The sequence below is a fragment of the Marivivens donghaensis genome (assembly GCF_030410045.1).
GTDB classification, from domain to species: Bacteria; Pseudomonadota; Alphaproteobacteria; order Rhodobacterales; family Rhodobacteraceae; genus Marivivens; species Marivivens donghaensis.
In genome coordinates this window covers 1-15,600 of sequence record NZ_JAUFRA010000006.1, presented here as the reverse complement: position 1 = coordinate 15,600, position 15,600 = coordinate 1, and the positions used below count along the sequence as shown (strand labels likewise).

29 protein-coding genes are annotated in these 15,600 nt (G+C 54.6%); 1 reads left to right on the top strand and 28 read right to left on the bottom strand.

Translation table 11 applies throughout. From position 1 onward, the window contains the following. Positions 1–106 precede the first annotated feature (106 nt). The 18 genes from QWY83_RS09610 to rpmC form a co-directional block, all read right to left on the bottom strand. A complete protein-coding gene (locus QWY83_RS09610) occupies positions 107–1,123 on the bottom strand; it encodes a DNA-directed RNA polymerase subunit alpha (protein WP_167668762.1) in 1,017 nt (338 codons plus the stop codon). A gap of 110 nt (positions 1,124–1,233) precedes the next feature. Next, positions 1,234–1,626, bottom strand: coding sequence for a 30S ribosomal protein S11 (rpsK, locus tag QWY83_RS09605; protein ID WP_067550467.1), 393 nt, complete (start codon positions 1,624–1,626; stop codon positions 1,234–1,236). 15 nt (positions 1,627–1,641) lie between these two features. Beyond that, positions 1,642–2,010 (bottom strand): 30S ribosomal protein S13, encoded by a 369-nt coding sequence (rpsM, locus tag QWY83_RS09600; protein ID WP_067550469.1) that lies wholly within the window; start codon positions 2,008–2,010, stop codon positions 1,642–1,644. Between the two features lie 252 nt (positions 2,011–2,262). Then, entirely contained in the window at positions 2,263–2,838 is a 576-nt protein-coding gene (locus tag QWY83_RS09595) for an adenylate kinase (RefSeq protein WP_249946056.1), read from the bottom strand. Next, complete coding sequence (gene secY, locus QWY83_RS09590) at positions 2,835–4,196, bottom strand: preprotein translocase subunit SecY (protein WP_245918104.1); 1,362 nt, start codon at positions 4,194–4,196, stop codon at positions 2,835–2,837. The genes QWY83_RS09595 and secY overlap by 4 nt, the downstream gene beginning before the upstream one ends. A 105-nt stretch (positions 4,197–4,301) precedes the next feature. Further along, positions 4,302–4,766: a 50S ribosomal protein L15 gene (gene rplO / locus QWY83_RS09585; RefSeq protein WP_067550473.1), complete on the bottom strand. Its 465-nt coding sequence runs from the start codon at positions 4,764–4,766 to the stop codon at positions 4,302–4,304. Between the two features lie 190 nt (positions 4,767–4,956). Continuing rightward, positions 4,957–5,178 carry a DUF1127 domain-containing protein gene (locus QWY83_RS09580; RefSeq protein ID WP_105234127.1) on the bottom strand — a complete coding sequence of 74 codons (222 nt, stop codon included), beginning with the start codon at positions 5,176–5,178 and terminating at the stop codon, positions 4,957–4,959. Positions 5,179–5,406: 228 nt separating this feature from the next. Further along, entirely contained in the window at positions 5,407–5,595 is a 189-nt protein-coding gene (rpmD, locus tag QWY83_RS09575) for a 50S ribosomal protein L30 (protein ID WP_067550477.1), read from the bottom strand. 12 nt (positions 5,596–5,607) lie between these two features. Further along, positions 5,608–6,168, bottom strand: coding sequence for a 30S ribosomal protein S5 (gene rpsE, locus QWY83_RS09570; RefSeq protein WP_067550479.1), 561 nt, complete (start codon positions 6,166–6,168; stop codon positions 5,608–5,610). A 12-nt stretch (positions 6,169–6,180) separates the two neighbouring features. After that, on the bottom strand, positions 6,181–6,540 hold the full coding sequence (gene rplR / locus QWY83_RS09565; protein ID WP_067550481.1) for a 50S ribosomal protein L18: 360 nt from the start codon (positions 6,538–6,540) through the stop codon (positions 6,181–6,183). An 11-nt stretch (positions 6,541–6,551) separates the two neighbouring features. After that, positions 6,552–7,085, bottom strand: coding sequence for a 50S ribosomal protein L6 (gene rplF, locus QWY83_RS09560; RefSeq protein ID WP_105234126.1), 534 nt, complete (start codon positions 7,083–7,085; stop codon positions 6,552–6,554). A 10-nt stretch (positions 7,086–7,095) separates the two neighbouring features. After that, entirely contained in the window at positions 7,096–7,488 is a 393-nt protein-coding gene (gene rpsH, locus QWY83_RS09555; protein WP_105234125.1) for a 30S ribosomal protein S8, read from the bottom strand. Between the two features lie 13 nt (positions 7,489–7,501). Continuing rightward, entirely contained in the window at positions 7,502–7,807 is a 306-nt protein-coding gene (rpsN, locus tag QWY83_RS09550; protein ID WP_067550487.1) for a 30S ribosomal protein S14, read from the bottom strand. Between the two features lie 16 nt (positions 7,808–7,823). Continuing rightward, complete coding sequence (gene rplE / locus QWY83_RS09545) at positions 7,824–8,387, bottom strand: 50S ribosomal protein L5 (RefSeq protein WP_067550489.1); 564 nt, start codon at positions 8,385–8,387, stop codon at positions 7,824–7,826. Beyond that, positions 8,387–8,692, bottom strand: coding sequence for a 50S ribosomal protein L24 (gene rplX, locus QWY83_RS09540; RefSeq protein WP_067550490.1), 306 nt, complete (start codon positions 8,690–8,692; stop codon positions 8,387–8,389). The genes rplE and rplX overlap by 1 nt, the downstream gene beginning before the upstream one ends. Then, the gene (gene rplN, locus QWY83_RS09535) at positions 8,692–9,060 is read right to left on the bottom strand and encodes a 50S ribosomal protein L14 (protein WP_067550492.1); all 369 of its coding nucleotides are present in this window, start codon (positions 9,058–9,060) and stop codon (positions 8,692–8,694) included. The genes rplX and rplN overlap by 1 nt, the downstream gene beginning before the upstream one ends. Positions 9,061–9,138: 78 nt before the next feature. Further along, complete coding sequence (gene rpsQ / locus QWY83_RS09530; protein WP_067550494.1) at positions 9,139–9,369, bottom strand: 30S ribosomal protein S17; 231 nt, start codon at positions 9,367–9,369, stop codon at positions 9,139–9,141. Between the two features lie 3 nt (positions 9,370–9,372). Continuing rightward, positions 9,373–9,570: a 50S ribosomal protein L29 gene (rpmC, locus tag QWY83_RS09525; RefSeq protein WP_067550496.1), complete on the bottom strand. Its 198-nt coding sequence runs from the start codon at positions 9,568–9,570 to the stop codon at positions 9,373–9,375. A gap of 247 nt (positions 9,571–9,817) precedes the next feature. Here rpmC and QWY83_RS09520 point away from each other — a divergent pair, with 247 nt between their 5' ends. Beyond that, positions 9,818–10,438, top strand: coding sequence for a TIGR02466 family protein (locus QWY83_RS09520; protein WP_105234123.1), 621 nt, complete (start codon positions 9,818–9,820; stop codon positions 10,436–10,438). Between the two features lie 70 nt (positions 10,439–10,508). Here QWY83_RS09520 and rplP read toward each other — a convergent pair whose 3' ends face one another. From rplP to QWY83_RS09470, 10 genes are all read right to left on the bottom strand, one after another. Continuing rightward, positions 10,509–10,922: a 50S ribosomal protein L16 gene (rplP, locus tag QWY83_RS09515; protein WP_067550498.1), complete on the bottom strand. Its 414-nt coding sequence runs from the start codon at positions 10,920–10,922 to the stop codon at positions 10,509–10,511. Between the two features lie 11 nt (positions 10,923–10,933). Next, positions 10,934–11,644: a 30S ribosomal protein S3 gene (gene rpsC, locus QWY83_RS09510; RefSeq protein ID WP_249946057.1), complete on the bottom strand. Its 711-nt coding sequence runs from the start codon at positions 11,642–11,644 to the stop codon at positions 10,934–10,936. Continuing rightward, positions 11,644–12,024, bottom strand: coding sequence for a 50S ribosomal protein L22 (gene rplV, locus QWY83_RS09505; protein WP_067550502.1), 381 nt, complete (start codon positions 12,022–12,024; stop codon positions 11,644–11,646). The genes rpsC and rplV overlap by 1 nt, the downstream gene beginning before the upstream one ends. A 3-nt stretch (positions 12,025–12,027) precedes the next feature. Continuing rightward, positions 12,028–12,306, bottom strand: a complete 279-nt coding sequence (gene rpsS / locus QWY83_RS09500) for a 30S ribosomal protein S19 (protein WP_105234121.1) — start codon at positions 12,304–12,306, stop codon at positions 12,028–12,030. A 3-nt stretch (positions 12,307–12,309) separates the two neighbouring features. Then, positions 12,310–13,149 (bottom strand): 50S ribosomal protein L2, encoded by an 840-nt coding sequence (gene rplB, locus QWY83_RS09495; protein WP_067550506.1) that lies wholly within the window; start codon positions 13,147–13,149, stop codon positions 12,310–12,312. Between the two features lie 123 nt (positions 13,150–13,272). After that, positions 13,273–13,569, bottom strand: a complete 297-nt coding sequence (locus QWY83_RS09490) for a 50S ribosomal protein L23 (protein WP_067550507.1) — start codon at positions 13,567–13,569, stop codon at positions 13,273–13,275. Beyond that, positions 13,566–14,183, bottom strand: a complete 618-nt coding sequence (gene rplD / locus QWY83_RS09485; protein ID WP_067550510.1) for a 50S ribosomal protein L4 — start codon at positions 14,181–14,183, stop codon at positions 13,566–13,568. Before rplD ends, QWY83_RS09490 begins: the two co-directional genes overlap by 4 nt. Beyond that, positions 14,173–14,898 (bottom strand): 50S ribosomal protein L3, encoded by a 726-nt coding sequence (gene rplC / locus QWY83_RS09480; RefSeq protein WP_067550512.1) that lies wholly within the window; start codon positions 14,896–14,898, stop codon positions 14,173–14,175. Before rplC ends, rplD begins: the two co-directional genes overlap by 11 nt. A 14-nt stretch (positions 14,899–14,912) precedes the next feature. Then, positions 14,913–15,224, bottom strand: coding sequence for a 30S ribosomal protein S10 (gene rpsJ / locus QWY83_RS09475; RefSeq protein WP_067550514.1), 312 nt, complete (start codon positions 15,222–15,224; stop codon positions 14,913–14,915). Between the two features lie 264 nt (positions 15,225–15,488). Beyond that, a partial coding sequence (locus QWY83_RS09470; protein ID WP_290245991.1) for an EF-Tu C-terminal domain-related protein occupies positions 15,489–15,600 on the bottom strand: 112 nt, incomplete at its 5' end.

Genomic DNA, 15,600 nt, shown 5'->3' with positions numbered 1-15,600 from the left:
TAGCGTTTTATGCTTTGTCCGGTGGCCTATGCGTATTGGCCACTCTCCTTGGGGCGGGATTGCCCGAAAAGGCAGGACGTTCCCGCCCTGCCCACCGAAGCCAGAATTAGAACTGGTCTTCGAATTTCTTTGCGAGGTCTTCGATGTTGTCTGGTGGCCAATCCTCGACGTCCATGCCGAGGTGCAGACCCATGCCAGAGAGCACTTCTTTGATCTCGTTGAGCGATTTGCGGCCGAAGTTCGGAGTGCGGAGCATCTCTGCTTCGGTTTTCTGGATCAGATCGCCAATGTAAACGATGTTGTCGTTCTTCAGGCAGTTTGCCGAACGTACGGACAGTTCCAGTTCGTCCACTTTCTTGAGGAGAAGCGGGTTGAACTCGAGACCATCGTCGTCCGAACCAGCGGAAGCCGATTCCGGTTCGTCGAAGTTTACGAAGATCGACAGCTGGTCCTGCAGAATGCGAGCTGCGTAAGCAACTGCATCATCCGGAGTCAGCGAGCCGTCGGTTTCAACTTTCATCGTCAGTTTATCGTAGTCGAGAACCTGACCTTCACGGGTCGGCTGAACGTCATACGATACTTTTTTAACCGGCGAGTAGATTGCGTCGATCGCGATGAGGCCGATCGGTGCATCTTCTGGCTTGTTTTTGTCTGCAGCTACGTAGCCTTTACCGGTGTTAACGGTAAGTTCCATGTAGAGGTCAGCGCCATCGTCGAGGTGACAGATAACGTGATCTTTGTTCAGAACTTCGATGCCTGCGGATTCCGAAATGTCACCGGCGGTAACAACGCCCGGACCTTTGGCCTGAACGGTCAAACGCTTCGGACCTTCGACGTCCATGCGGATCGCAACGCCCTTGAGGTTCAGGACGATGTCGGTGACGTCTTCACGTACACCAGCAACAGACGAAAATTCGTGCAGAACGTTGTCGATGTGAACTGCGGTGATCGCAGCGCCTTGCAGCGACGACAGCAGGATACGACGAAGTGCGTTGCCCAGTGTCAGGCCGAAACCACGCTCGAGCGGTTCAGCAATAACAGTGGCCTGACGCTGCGGGTCATTGCCCGGTTTTACGTCAAGTTGGGTCGGCTTGATAAGTTCAGCCCAGTTCTTGTGGATCATGCGTCCCTCCATACTTGTCTGCCTTTCATGTCCCAAAAGGCAAACGCCCGAGGTTTAAAATGACGTACTGGGGCCGTGGAAAAACCACAGCCCCAGTGGGATAATCGATATTAGACGCGGCGGCGCTTAGGCGGACGGCAGCCGTTGTGTGCCAGCGGGGTCACATCACGGATCGAGGTGATGTTGAAACCAGCAGCAGCCAGAGCGCGCAGAGCGGATTCACGACCCGAACCTGGGCCCTGAACTTCTACTTCAAGCGTCTTAACGCCATGTTCCTGAGCTTTCTTGCCAGCATCTTCTGCAGCCATCTGAGCAGCATAAGGGGTCGATTTACGCGAGCCCTTGAAGCCCATGGTGCCAGCGGACGACCAAGAGATCGCGTTGCCCTGCACGTCAGAGATCAGGATTTTGGTGTTGTTGAAGGTGGAGTTCACATGAGCAACGCCTGCTGCGATGTTCTTGGAAACTTTTTTCTTACCACCACGACGGGTATCACGAGCCATTGTCTATGCCCTCCCTTACTTCTTCTTACCAGCGATGGCCTTTGCAGGGCCTTTGCGGGTGCGAGCGTTGGTGTGGGTACGCTGACCGCGAACGGGCAGATTACGACGATGACGCAGACCACGGTAGCAACCGAGGTCCATCAGACGCTTGATGTTCATTGTTACTTCGCGGCGCAGGTCACCTTCAACGGTGACGTTTGCGTCGATGTATTCACGGATTGTCAGAACTTCAGCATCGGACAGTTCGTTTACACGACGGGTCAGATCGATGTTGCATGCTTCGCAAATCTGGTTTGCGATGAACGGGCCGATGCCCGTGATGTAGGTGAGGGCGATTGGAACCCGCTTAGCAGTCGGGATGTTCACGCCGGCGATACGTGCCACGTTAGCTTTCCTTTTCGTTGCGATTCCGTCGTTCCGGAATCTTTTTTCACAACGGAAGCCCGAGAGGAGACACCTAGCGGGCCACTGTTCATGAGGTGGTCATGCGAATCGGGAGCGACCCGAAAAACATGGTTGATTCCCCCAAAAGGGATGGGGCTGTTTATGGGGGCTTTTCGAACGGGTCAACCCCTTGAAGGCAAAAGGCCCGCGAAACATGTCGCAGGCCTTACACCAATGCTTAGAAGGGTCAAATTAACCCAAAATGTCCGCGATGTTTTTCGCAACATCGTCCATGCTAGCCAGACCATCGACCGACTTCAGACCGCCTTTGGCATAGTAGTAGCCGATCAGCGGGCTGGTCTGTTTGTAGTAGGCAGCCAGACGAACGCGAAGTGCGTCTTCGTTGTCATCCGCACGAACTGGTTGACCTGCAGCAGCCGCAGCCTCAGCGCGACCCACGATGCGGCTCACAAGAACCTCATCATCCACCTGCAGTTCGATAACCGCGTCCAGCTTCTGACCCATTTCAGACAGCAGACCGTCCAGTGCGTCAGCTTGAGCAAGAGTGCGCGGGAAGCCATCAAAAATGAATCCGCCAGCAGCGCCCTGCTCTAGTTTTTCGCGAATAAGACCGATGACGATTTCATCGGTGACGAGATTGCCAGCGTCCATGACTGCTGCAACCTTCTTACCCATTTCAGTGCCGCTTGTGCGTGCCTCGCGCAGCATGTCGCCAGTCGACAGCTGCACCATGTTGCGTTCCTCCACAAGCTTTTGAGCCTGTGTTCCCTTACCCGCACCCGGCGGTCCAAGCAGAATAATGTTCATCGACGAGCCGGTCCCCTGTTCCGTTTATTGGCACCACGTTTGCCACGCAGTTGCGATTTTTCAATGAGGCCTTCGTATTGGTGAGCGAGCAAATGAGACTGCACTTGCTGGATTGTATCCATCCCAACCGACACGATGATCAGCACTGAAGTGCCGCCAAAATAGAAAGTGAAACCGGAAAAGCTACGGATAATCTCTGGCATGAGACAAACTAACGCAAGGTAAGCCGAACCGAGCACGAGGACGCGGGTCACAACGTAGTCGAAGTATTCCGCAGTACGCTTGCCTGGACGGATACCAGGAACAAACCCGTTCTGGCTCTTGAGGTTCTCAGCAACTTCGTCGGTCTTGAACGCGACTTCCTTGGTGTAGAAGTAAGTGAAGAAGACGATCATCGCTGTGAAGAACAGCAGATAGAGCGGCTGACCGGGGCCGAAATAAGCGAGAACCCAAGACAGAACAGCGTTAGAGGTCTGCTCCGTAAAGGTCGCGATGGTTGTCGGCAGCAATAGGAGTGCAGACGCAAAGATCGCAGGAATAACGCCAGCTGGGTTAACCTTGATCGGGAGGTGCGAAGAACCGCCGTCATACACCTTCATACCACGCTGTTGGCGAGGGTATTGAATGTGGATCTTGCGCAGCGAGCGTTCCATGAACACCACAAATGCAAGCACCGCAGCAAGCATCACGATTACACCGATAACAAGCATCCAGTTGCTGGTCTGCTGAGCGGTAGACAGGAACTGCGCCGCAGCAGCAGGAAGTTCGGCGACAATACCGACGAAAATGATCAGCGAGATACCATTGCCGATGCCGCGGCTGGTGATCTGTTCACCCACCCACATCAGGAACATGGTGCCGCCAACGATGGTGATCATCGTCGATGCGCGGAAGAACAGACCCGGATCATGAGCCATATCGCCCGATTCTAGCGAAACCGCGAGGCCGTAGGCCTGGAACAGCGCCAAAACCACGGTGCCGTAACGGGTATACTGAGCGAGCTTCCGACGACCTTGATCGCCTTCTTTCTTCAATTGCTTCCAGGGCTCATACATGGAGCCCATCAACTGCACGATAATCGATGCAGAGATGTAGGGCATGATGCCAAGGGCAAAGATACCCATACGGCTCAAAGCGCCGCCCGTGAACATGGCCAGCATACCGCCGATACCCGTGTTCTGAGATGCAAAGAAGTTCTGAAGCGCGTCGATATCGATCCCAGGCACGGGAATATAAGTGCCAAGACGATACACGATCAGAAGTCCGATGGTGAAGAAGATGCGCTGACGAAGCTCTTTGGCCTTACCAAAGGTAGACCAATTGAGGTTTGCCGCCATTTGCTCTGCTGCTGAAGCCATAAGTCGGTGTCTCTTTCATCGAAAACGCCGCCGACCGGTTTTCCCGGACGGCGGCGCAAGGAAACTAGTTAGGTAAGTAAGCGCCCGTAAGGGCACTCACAACCCTTATTCTGCTGCTGCAACAACAGTCAGCTTGCCGCCAGCCTTTTCAACCGCTTCAACAGCGCCTTTCGAAGCGCCGGTAACGGAGATGGTAGCTTTTGCGGTGATCTCGCCTTTTGCAAGAACGCGGATGCCGTCCAGTTTGCGACGGATCAGGCCCGAAGCAACCAGAGTGTCTTCGTTGATGTTGGCAGCGTCGAGCTTGCCAGCGTCGATGAATTTCTGGATGAGGCCGAGGTTAACAACTGCGTATTTCTTTGCGTTCGGCGTGGTGAAGCCGCGCTTAGGCAGACGCTGGTAGAGTGGCATCTGGCCGCCTTCGTAGCCGTTAATCGCTACGCCCGAACGGGATTTCTGACCTTTGATACCACGGCCAGCAGTTTTACCTTTGCCCGAGCCCGGACCACGTGCAACGCGCATGCGTTTCTTGGTTGCGCCTGCATTATCGCGGAGTTCATTAAGTTTCATGTCGCTTCTCCTTGCCGGAACTGCCCTCCAGCGACGGAGTGGGCAAACACGGCATAATGGTTATGATTCTGGACCCAAAGCGGGCCACCGCGTGCGTATACGGCCCGAGGTTCCGTATTGCAAGCATTGGCTGAAAAAACAAAAGCCCCGATGTTTCCATCGAGGCTCAGCTTCAAACTCTAAAAGACGCTTAGTTCTTGTAAGCTGCCTGATGTGCAACGTCTTCGATCATTCCGCGCGAGATACCGATATCTGCGAGGTCCCGATCGGTCATTGCAGCCAGCTGGTTGTATACAGCGCGGTATTCGGCGCGACGGGCCAGCGCTTCTTTCACTTCTGCAACTTTGGTACGGACGATTGCGCCAAGGTCAATGTGAGCGACGCGGGGTGCGTGGAAAGTGATGTGAGCCATTTTCGTATTCCTTTTTCAATGCCAGAGCCGGTTGCCCCGGCGAGGATGTGTTCTTGTCCTCTTCTGTCTCTAGATATAACCGCACCCGTTCGCGCTAACAAATTCCCGTTTGGAACGCCCGCCATGCATTTACTGCATGACGCCGCACCGCAGCATTAACTCAATTGCCCAAACAAAAACGCCCCGCAGTAACCTACGGGGCGTTTTATAATTGCTTTGCTCTGAAGCTTAGCCGCGCTCTTCGATGATCTCGACGAGGTGCGGGATGCTTTCGACCATGCCGCGTACCGAAGGTGTATCTTCAAGTTCGCGAGTCTTGTGCATCTTGTTCAGACCCAGACCGATCAGCGTAGCGCGCTGTTTAGCTGGACGACGGATCGGCGAACCGATCTGTTTAACAACGATGGTTTTAGCCATTATACAGACTCCTTACGCTTCTGCTTCGGCTGCTGCTTCTTCCGGCTTGCGGAGGATGTCAGCAACTTTCTTGCCACGACGCGCTGCAACGGAACGAGGCGAAGCTTCTTTCTTCAAACCGTCCAGAGTTGCGCGGATCATGTTGTAAGGGTTCTGCGAACCGAGCGATTTCGAAACAACGTCTTTGACGCCGAGCATTTCGAAAACTGCACGCATCGGACCACCCGCGATGATACCAGTACCTTCAGGAGCGGTGCGCATTACTACGCGACCAGCGCCGTGACGGCCTTCGATATCGTGGTGCAGGGTACGACCGTCGCGCAGCGGCACACGGATCATCTGACGCTTAGCTTGTTCGGTAGCTTTACGGATCGCTTCAGGAACTTCCTTAGCTTTACCTTTACCGAAGCCTACGCGGCCCTTTTGGTCACCGACAACCACCAGAGCAGCGAAGCCAAAGCGCTTACCACCCTTAACGGTTTTCGAGACGCGGTTGATCGCCACGAGACGATCGGCGAATTCCGGTGCTTCGTCGCGTTCGCGACGGTCCCGGCGGTTTTCACGTTCTGCCATACTCTCGTCTCCTTAGATCTTCAGACCAGCTTCACGCGCAGCGTCGGCCAGAGCCTTCACTTTGCCGTGGAACAGGAAGCCACCGCGGTCGAAGTAAGCTTCGGTTACGCCAGCTGCTTTCGCGCGCTCTGCGATAACCTGACCAACTTTGGCTGCGGCCTCTTTGTTGTTCTTGCCGACGAAGCCCAGATCCTTTTCGAGGGTCGAAGCCGCAGCCAGGGTGGTGCCCTGGATGTCGTCGATCAGCTGGACGCTGATGTTCTTGTTCGAACGGTGAACCGACAGACGTACGCGGCCAGCGTTCACTTTGCGAAGTTTGTTCCGGACGCGCAGGCGGCGCTTTAGGAACAATTCCCGTTTGCTGTTTGCCATTTTTGCGTTCCTTACTTCTTCTTACCTTCTTTGCGGAAGATGTACTCGCCCTTGTAGCGAATACCTTTGCCTTTGTACGGCTCTGGTTTACGCCACTCGCGGATGTTAGCAGCAACCTGCCCCACCAGCTGTTGGTCGATACCTTCCACAACGATTTCGGTCTGCTTCGGTGCGGTGACAGTTACGCCAGCCGGGATATCGAAGTCGACGTCGTGCGAGTAACCGAGAGCCAGTTTCAGGGTGTTGCCCTGAATGTTAGCACGGTAACCAACACCGGTGATTTCCAGCTCTTTTTTGAAGCCTTCGGTCACACCGACAATCAGGTTTTCTACCATCGAGCGAGACATGCCCCACTGCTGACGAGCGCGCTTCGAAGTGCCACGCGGGGTCACTTTTACAGCGTTCTCTTCGACAGTGATGGTCACATCGTCGGTAGCAGAGAAGGAACGGGTGCCTTTCGGACCCTTAACTTCAATGGTCTGACCCGACACAGTGGCAGTAACGCCGCTGGGCAGCTCGACCGGTTTTTTACCAATACGAGACATCAGACCCCCCTTAGAAGATGGTGCAGAGCACTTCGCCGCCAACATTGGCTGCGCGTGCGTTTGCGTCCGACATCACACCCTTAGGGGTGGAGACAATCGACAGACCCAGGCCCTGACGGACCGACGGGATGTCCTTGACGCCCATGTAAACGCGACGACCAGGTTTAGAAACCCGCTTCAGTTCGCGAATGACAGGAGTGCCTTCGTAGTATTTCAGGCTGATTTCGAGTGTCGGGTGACCACGGTCATCCGTGCCAGCTTCGTAGCCGCGGATGTAACCTTCTGCAGTCAACACATCGAGAACCCAACCGCGCAGCTTGGATGCCGGAGTCGAAACAGTCGACTTGCCGCGCATTTGAGCGTTACGGATACGGGTCAGCATATCACCGATAGGATCGTTCATGTTCTAACCCTCCTTACCAGCTCGACTTGACCAAGCCCGGGATCTCGCCATTGGAGCCGAGATTACGGAGCATGATACGGCTGACTTTCAGCTTGCGATAATACGCATGCGGACGACCAGTCAGCTGGCAACGGTTATGAAGACGGGTGGCAGAGCTGTTACGCGGGAGTTCCGCGAGCTTCAGGCGTGCCTTGAAGCGCTCTTCCATCGACTTGGTTTCATCGTTCGCGATTTCTTTAAGCTCTGCGCGCTTAGCAGCAAATTTTGCTACCAGACGCTCACGCTTTTTTTCGCGTTCGATCATGGATTTTTTAGCCATAGTTCTCTCTCCGCGCTTAGCTGTTGAACGGCATGTTGAAATGCTTCAACAGCGCTTTCGCTTCCGCGTCAGTTTTCGCGGTAGTGCAGATGACGATGTCCATACCCCAGACTTCATCAACTTTATCAAAGTTGATTTCTGGGAATACGATGTGTTCCTTCAGACCGGTAGCGTAGTTGCCACGGCCATCAAACGAAGTACCCGATACGCCGCGGAAGTCGCGGATACGAGGCATTGCGATTGTGATCAGACGATCAAGGAATTCGTACATACGGTCACCGCGGAGGGTAACTTTAGCGCCGAGCGGCATATCTTCACGAACGCGGAAACCAGCGATGGATTTCTTTGCTTTCGTGGAAACAGCCTGCTGACCTGCGATGGTGGACAGATCTTCAACAGCGGATTTGGCTTTTTTGCTGTCACGAACAGCTTCAGCACCACAACCGATGTTCAGAACGATTTTGTCCAGACGCGGGATCTGCATATCGTTTTTGTATGCGAACTCTTCTTTCAGAGCGGCTTTGATAGTCGCTTTGTAGAGGTCCTTAAGACGCGGGGAGTAGTTAGCAGTGTCAAGCATCAGATAACGTCTCCTGTTGTCTTGGCGAAGCGAACTTTCTTGTCGCCTTCCATGCGGAAGCCAACGCGAGTTGCTTTGCCATTTGCATCGACGATAGCCAGGTTCGACAGATCGATCGGCATTGCCTTAGGAAGGCGGCCGCCCTGGGCAGTCTGAGTTTGGCGAGTGTGACGGATGGCCATGTTCACGCCATCGACAACGGCCTTGCCAGCAGACGGGTTAACCGAAGTGATTTCACCGGTTTTACCTTTGTCCTTGCCAGCCAGAACGATGACTTTGTCACCTTTACGGAGTTTCGCAGCCATTACAGCACCTCCGGAGCAAGCGAGATGATTTTCATGAAGTTCTTTGCGCGCAGTTCGCGAACAACCGGTCCGAAGATACGGGTGCCAACCGGCTCGCCGTTGTTATTCAGGATAACAGCTGCGTTACGGTCAAAACGAATTGCGGTACCGTCTTCACGACGAACCTCTTTGGCGGTGCGAACGACAACGGCCTTACGGACGTCACCTTTCTTAACACGGCCGCGTGGGATGGCTTCTTTCACCGATACTACGATGATGTCACCAACCGACGCATAACGACGGTGCGAACCGCCGAGAACCTTGATGCACTGAACACGGCGAGCGCCGCTGTTGTCAGCTACATCCAGATTTGTCTGCATCTGGATCATGGGTTACTCCCGACCTTTGGGGGGACTTGCAGTGTTGTCCTGATCCCCAGGGTTTCGATTAAACTGGGATCACCGCAATTAGGCGGTGATGACTTCCCAGCGTTTGGTCTTCGACTTCGGTGCACATTCCTGGATACGGACGGTGTCACCTACGTTGAATTGGTTGTTCTCGTCGTGAGCGCGATATTTCTTCGACTTACGGACGGTTTTGTGAAGCAGCGGGTGCTTGAAACGACGTTCGACCAATACGGTTACGGTCTGTTCGTTCTGGTTCGAGGTGACAACACCCTGAAGGATACGTTTGGGCATGTCTTAGGCCTCCGCAGCAGCTTTTTCGTTCAGAATAGTCAGCACGCGAGCAGCGTCACGACGGACGGTGCGCATACGAGCGTTGTTTTCCAGTTGGCCGGTGGCCTGCTGGAAGCGCAGGTTAAACTGCTCTTTCTTCAGAGCGACCAGATCTTCCCGGAGCTGTTCCGGCGTCTTGGCGCGAAGTTCAGTGGCGTTCATAGCCTTTTCCTTTCTTAACACCAGAGGGCTCCGCTCGCATTATTTTGCGGGTCACCCTGTTCCTGGTGGACGAATAACAAAACACACGAATCCCGTAGACAGGAATCGTGAGATAGCGCCGTATAAGGTGCTGGTCATTGGGAGGCAAGAGGAATAGGGCATTTCCCCAAGAAAACTTGGGCAGCCGGTGCCGTTGATGCTAAACGGAGCCTAACTGCCAGATCAAGACTTTTTGCAGGAGCCCAACATGGCCAAAATCGAATCCCTTTTCGTAACCCGCTTTTACAAAGGCCGCCTAACCGAGTTCGGCCACGAGATTGACGAAGAAGAACTGCACGACAACTGCTACGCCATCATGGAAGATGACGAGGCGGGCCAGCAATGGTGCGAGGAAAACGGCTACCCAGGCTACACCAGCTACGCATCCCTGACAGACCTGCCATGGCGGTCGCCTGTGTTTGCCGCCGTCAAGGAAGCGCTCGACAAACATGTCGCTGAATTCGCCAAAGACCTAGAGTTCAATTTGGACGGTCGCGAACTGGTTCTCGAGGACCTGTGGATCAATATTCTCCCTGAGGGTGGCAACCACGGGTCCCACTTGCACCCGCATTCGGTCATCTCTGGCACTACCTATGTTTCGATGCCTGATGATACATCGTCCCTCAAGCTCGAAGACCCGCGCCACTGCATGATGATGGCCGCCCCACCCCGTCGCAAAGATGCGCGCCGTGAATTGCAGGCCTTCATCTACCAGAAGCCAGAAATCGGCGATGTGTTCCTTTGGGAAAGCTGGCTCCGCCACGAAGTGCCCGCGAATACCTCCGAATATGACCGTGTATCGGTGAGCTTTAACTACAAGTGGGAATAATCCCCACGACAGACCCGAAACAAAAAAGGCGCCCCAAAAAGGGCGCCTTTCTTAATTCTTGTCGACTGGATTACCAGTCTTCGCGAACCACAGTGCGGGTTTTGATCGGCAGCTTCATAGCTGCGAGACGCAGTGCTTCACGTGCGATATCTTCGGATACACCGTCGATTTCGAACATGACGCGGCCCGGCTTCACTTTGCAGGTCCAACGGTCGACGGAACCTTTACCTTTACCCATACGAACTTCGATAGGCTTAGCGGTTACCGGCAGATCCGGGAAAATACGGATCCATACGCGACCTTGACGCTTCATGTGACGGGTCATCGCACGACGTGCTGCTTCGATCTGACGTGCAGTTACACGCTCGGGCTCAACAGCTTTGAGGCCGTATGTACCGAAGTTCAGATCCGAACCGCCTTTTGCCTGACCGTGGATACGGCCTTTGTGCATTTTGCGGAATTTTGTACGCTTAGGCTGTAGCATTATCTAGCTCCTTAGCGACGGCCACGATCGCCACCGCGCGGTGCGGGGCCATCTTGGGCTTCAGCTTGACGACGGTCACGAGCCTGCGGGTCGTGTTCCATGATCTCGCCTTTGAAGATCCACACTTTGATACCGATGATGCCGTACGGAGTCGTAGCTTCGAACAGAGCATAATCGATGTCAGCGCGCAGGGTGTGAAGCGGAACGCGGCCTTCGCGGTACCATTCGGTACGAGCGATTTCAGCGCCACCAAGACGACCAGCAACGTTTACACGAATGCCAAGTGCGCCCATACGCATTGCGTTCTGAACCGCACGCTTCATAGCACGACGGAACGAAACACGGCGCTCGAGCTGCTGACCGATGCTCTCTGCAACGAGGGCAGCGTCCAGCTCAGGCTTGCGTACTTCAACGATGTTCAGGTGCAGTTCGCTTGCAGTCAGAGCTGCGAGCTTTTTGCGAAGAACTTCGATGTCAGCGCCTTTTTTACCGATGATAACACCCGGACGTGCAGCGTGAATGGTCACGCGGCATTTTTTGTGCGGGCGTTCGATGATAACGCGAGCGATACCAGCTTGTCTCGCTTCTTTCTTAACGAAGTCCTTAATTTTAAGGTCTTCAAGAAGAAGGTCACCGTAGTCTTTGGTGTCGGCGTACCAACGGCTGTCCCAGGTGCGGTTGACCTGAAGACGCATACCGACGGGGTTTACTTTGTTACCCATTAGGCTTGCTCCTCAATCTGACGCACCTTGATGGTGAGTTCCGAAAACGGCTTCATGATCTTGCCAAAACGACCACGTGCACGCGGGCGACCGCGCTTCATGGTGAGGTTTTTGCCAACATAAGCCTCGGCTACGACCAGTTCATCAACGTCGAGGTTGTGGTTGTTCTCGGCGTTCGCAATTGCGGACTGAAGGCATTTCTTCACATCCACAGCAATCCGCTTGTTCGAGAAAGTCAGGTCGGTCAGAGCCTTCTCGACTTTCTTGCCACGGATCATAGCGGCGACGAGGTTAAGTTTCTGCGGGCTAGTGCGAAGCATGCGCAGTTTTGCCATTGCTTCGTTGTCTGCCACGCGGCGGGGGTTCTGTGCCTTGCCCATGACTTACTTCCGCTTCGCTTTCTTGTCGGCAGCGTGCCCGTAGTAGGTACGGGTCGGCGAATATTCACCGAATTTCTGACCGATCATGTCCTCGGATACCAGCACAGGAACGTGCTTTTTGCCGTTATAAACGCCAAACGTCAGACCCACAAATTGGGGCAGGATCGTCGAGCGGCGCGACCAAATCTTGATCACTTCGTTGCGGCCAGCTTCGCGTGCAGCTTCGGCTTTCTTAAGCACATAAGCGTCAACGAACGGACCTTTCCATACAGAGCGAGACATATCTTAGCGCCCTTTCTTAGCGTGGCGCGAACGAAGGATAAGCTTCGACGACGCTTTTTTCTTGTTGCGGGTACGTGCACCTTTGGTCGGCTTGCCCCACGGGGTAACCGGGTGACGACCACCAGAGGTACGGCCTTCACCACCACCGTGCGGGTGGTCGATCGGGTTCATAGCAACACCGCGAACCGACGGACGGATGCCTTTGAGGCGCATACGACCGGCTTTACCGAAGTTCTGGTTCGAGTTGTCAGGGTTCGACACAGCACCGATGGTCGCCATGCATTCCTGACGAACGAGACGAAGCTCGCCCGAGGAGAGGCGGATCTGTGCGTAGCCACCGTCACGACCTACGAACTGAGCGTAGGTGCCAGCTGCACGAGCGATCTGACCGCCCTTGCCCGGCTTCATTTCGATGTTGTGTACGATTGTACCAATCGGCATGCCCGAGAACGGCATCGCGTTACCCGGTTTGATGTCAGCCTTCGCAGAAGCGATGACTTTATCGCCAATAGCCAGACGTTGCGGCGCAAGGATATATGCCTGCTCACCATCTTCGTACTGGATAAGTGCGATGAATGCGGTCCGGTTCGGGTCGTACTCGATACGAACTACGACTGCCTGAACGTCAAACTTGTTCCGTTTGAAGTCCACGATACGGTAGAGGCGCTTTACACCACCACCACGACGACGTGCGGTAACCCGTCCGGTATTGTTCCGGCCACCCTTGCTGGTCAGACCCTCTGTGAGAGCCTTAACCGGGCGACCTTTCCAAAGCTCCGAACGGTCGATCAGAACCAGCCCACGCTGGCCCGGCGTCGTCGGTTTATACGACTTGAGTGCCATGTTCTCTGTCTTCCGTTGCTTTGAGGGAGGTTAGTCCCCGTAGTTTAGGGCCCCGAAGGTCCCCGAAATAAACAAAAGGCACGGCCCCGGACGAATCCGGGGCCGAACCGATGTGGTCAAGTATTAGAGACCGGTCGAAACGTCAATGGTGTTACCTTCTTCGAGGGTAACGTAAGCTTTTTTGACGTCGTTACGGGTACCAACGGTACCGCGGAAACGTTTGACCTTGCCTTTGGTGATCACAGTGTTGACCGCTTTAACCTTTACACCAAAGAGAGCTTCAACAGCTTCTTTGATCTGCGGTTTGTTCGCGTCTTTCGCCACTTCGAAAACAACTGCGCCATGCTCGGATGCCATAGTTGCTTTTTCGGTGATGATCGGCTTGCGGATCACATCGTAATGTTCAGGTTTCGCGCTCATTTCAGACGTGCCTCCAGAGCTTCGACACCAGCCTTGGTGAGCACGAGAGTGTCACTGCGGAGGATGTCGTAGACGTTCGCGCCGATGGACGGCAGAACATCAACGGTTTCGATGTTGCGCGCAGCTTTCGCGAAGTTCTCGTTTACGGCTGCATCAATGATGAGCGCGCGTTTCCAGCCCAGGTTTGCAACCTGTTTCGCCAGAGCCGAGGTTTTTACTTCGTTCAGGTCTGCGGACTCGATCACGATCAGTTCGCCAGCTTTGAGCTTTGCGGACAGTGCGTGACGCAGGCCCAGCTTGCGGAACTTCTTGGTCAGGTCGTGTGCGTGCGAACGCGGGGTCGGACCTTTATAGATGCCACCGTGACGGAAGATCGGCGCCTTCTTGGAACCGTGACGTGCGCCACCGGTGCCTTTTTGGCGGTAGATCTTCTTGGTCGAGTAGGACACTTCCGAACGACCAAGAGTCGCGTGAGTACCCTGCTGTGCCTTAGCACGCTGCCAACGGACAACGCGGTGCAGGATGTCGGCGCGCGGCTCCAGACCGAAGATTGCGTCGTTAAGTTCGACGGAACCTGCAGCGGCGCCATCAAGTTTGATAGCTTCAGCCTTCATTGTTTTCGCCTCCTTCAGCAGCAGCCTCGACCGGAGCAGCGTCCGACTTCAGCGCAGCGGGCAGAACCAGGTTGGACGGAGTCGGTTTCTTAACCGCATCCTTAATGGTGACCCAGCCGCCTTTCGAACCCGGTACAGCGCCTTTGACCATGATCAGGCCACGGTCTGCATCGGTGCGAATGACTTGCAGGTTCTGGGTGGTTACACGAGCAGCGCCCATGTGACCTGCCATTTTCTTACCTTTGAAAACGCGACCCGGATCCTGACACTGACCAGTCGAACCGTGCGAACGGTGCGAGATGGACACGCCGTGAGATGCACGAAGACCACCGAAGTTGTGACGCTTCATCGCACCTGCGAAACCTTTACCGATCGAGGTACCCGAAACGTCAACGTATTGACCTTCGAAGTAGTGATCAGCGATGATTTCAGCACCAACCGGAAGCAGGTTTTCCGGTGCAACGCGGAATTCTGCAACTTTGCGCTTAGGTTCAACTTTCGCAGTAGCGAAGTGACCACGCATAGCTTTCGAGGTGTTTTTAGCTTTGGCAGTGCCAGCGCCGAGCTGAACAGCAGTGTAGCCGTCTTTATCAGCTGTACGCTGAGCAACGACCTGCAGGTTGTCCAGGTGAAGAACGGTTACAGGGATCTGTTTACCATCTTCCATGAACAGGCGGGTCATGCCGATTTTTTTTGCAATAACGCCAGAGCGCATATCCTATGCCCTCCTTAGACTTTGATCTCGACGTCAACGCCAGCGGCGAGGTCGAGCTTCATCAGTGCGTCAACGGTTTGCGGGGTCGGATCCACGATATCAAGCAGACGCTTGTGGGTGCGGATTTCGAACTGGTCGCGCGACTTTTTGTCGACGTGCGGACCACGCAGAACGGTGAATTTTTCGATCTTGTTCGGCAGCGGGATCGGACCACGTACAGATGCACCAGTGCGCTTTGCAGTGCTGACGATCTCAGCAGTGGAAGCGTCGAGTACACGGTAGTCGAATGCCTTCAGCCGAATGCGAATGTTTTGGCTTTGTGCCATATCATTTGCCTTTCGCGGCTCTAACCGGTTGAGAGGTGGTAGAGCGCACCATTGCGTCCCCACGTCGAACCTAGAGGAATACGAATCCCTCATTAGACGTTCACCCGAAGGTGAACCCGCGCCCAATACACGCCGCCCACCTACAGATCAACAGTTAATCTTCAAGAATCTATCGCAGACAACCTGAACAGCCCTGAAGCCTTCTAAAGATAAAGGGCCGCCCTTTTCAGGACGGCCCTTCGTGATTGTAAAATCTATCGCGAATTAAGCGAGGATTTTGGAAACAACGCCCGAACCAACGGTACGGCCGCCTTCGCGGATCGCGAAGCGGAGGCCTTCTTCCATCGCGATCGGTGCGATCAGCTCTGCCGACAGC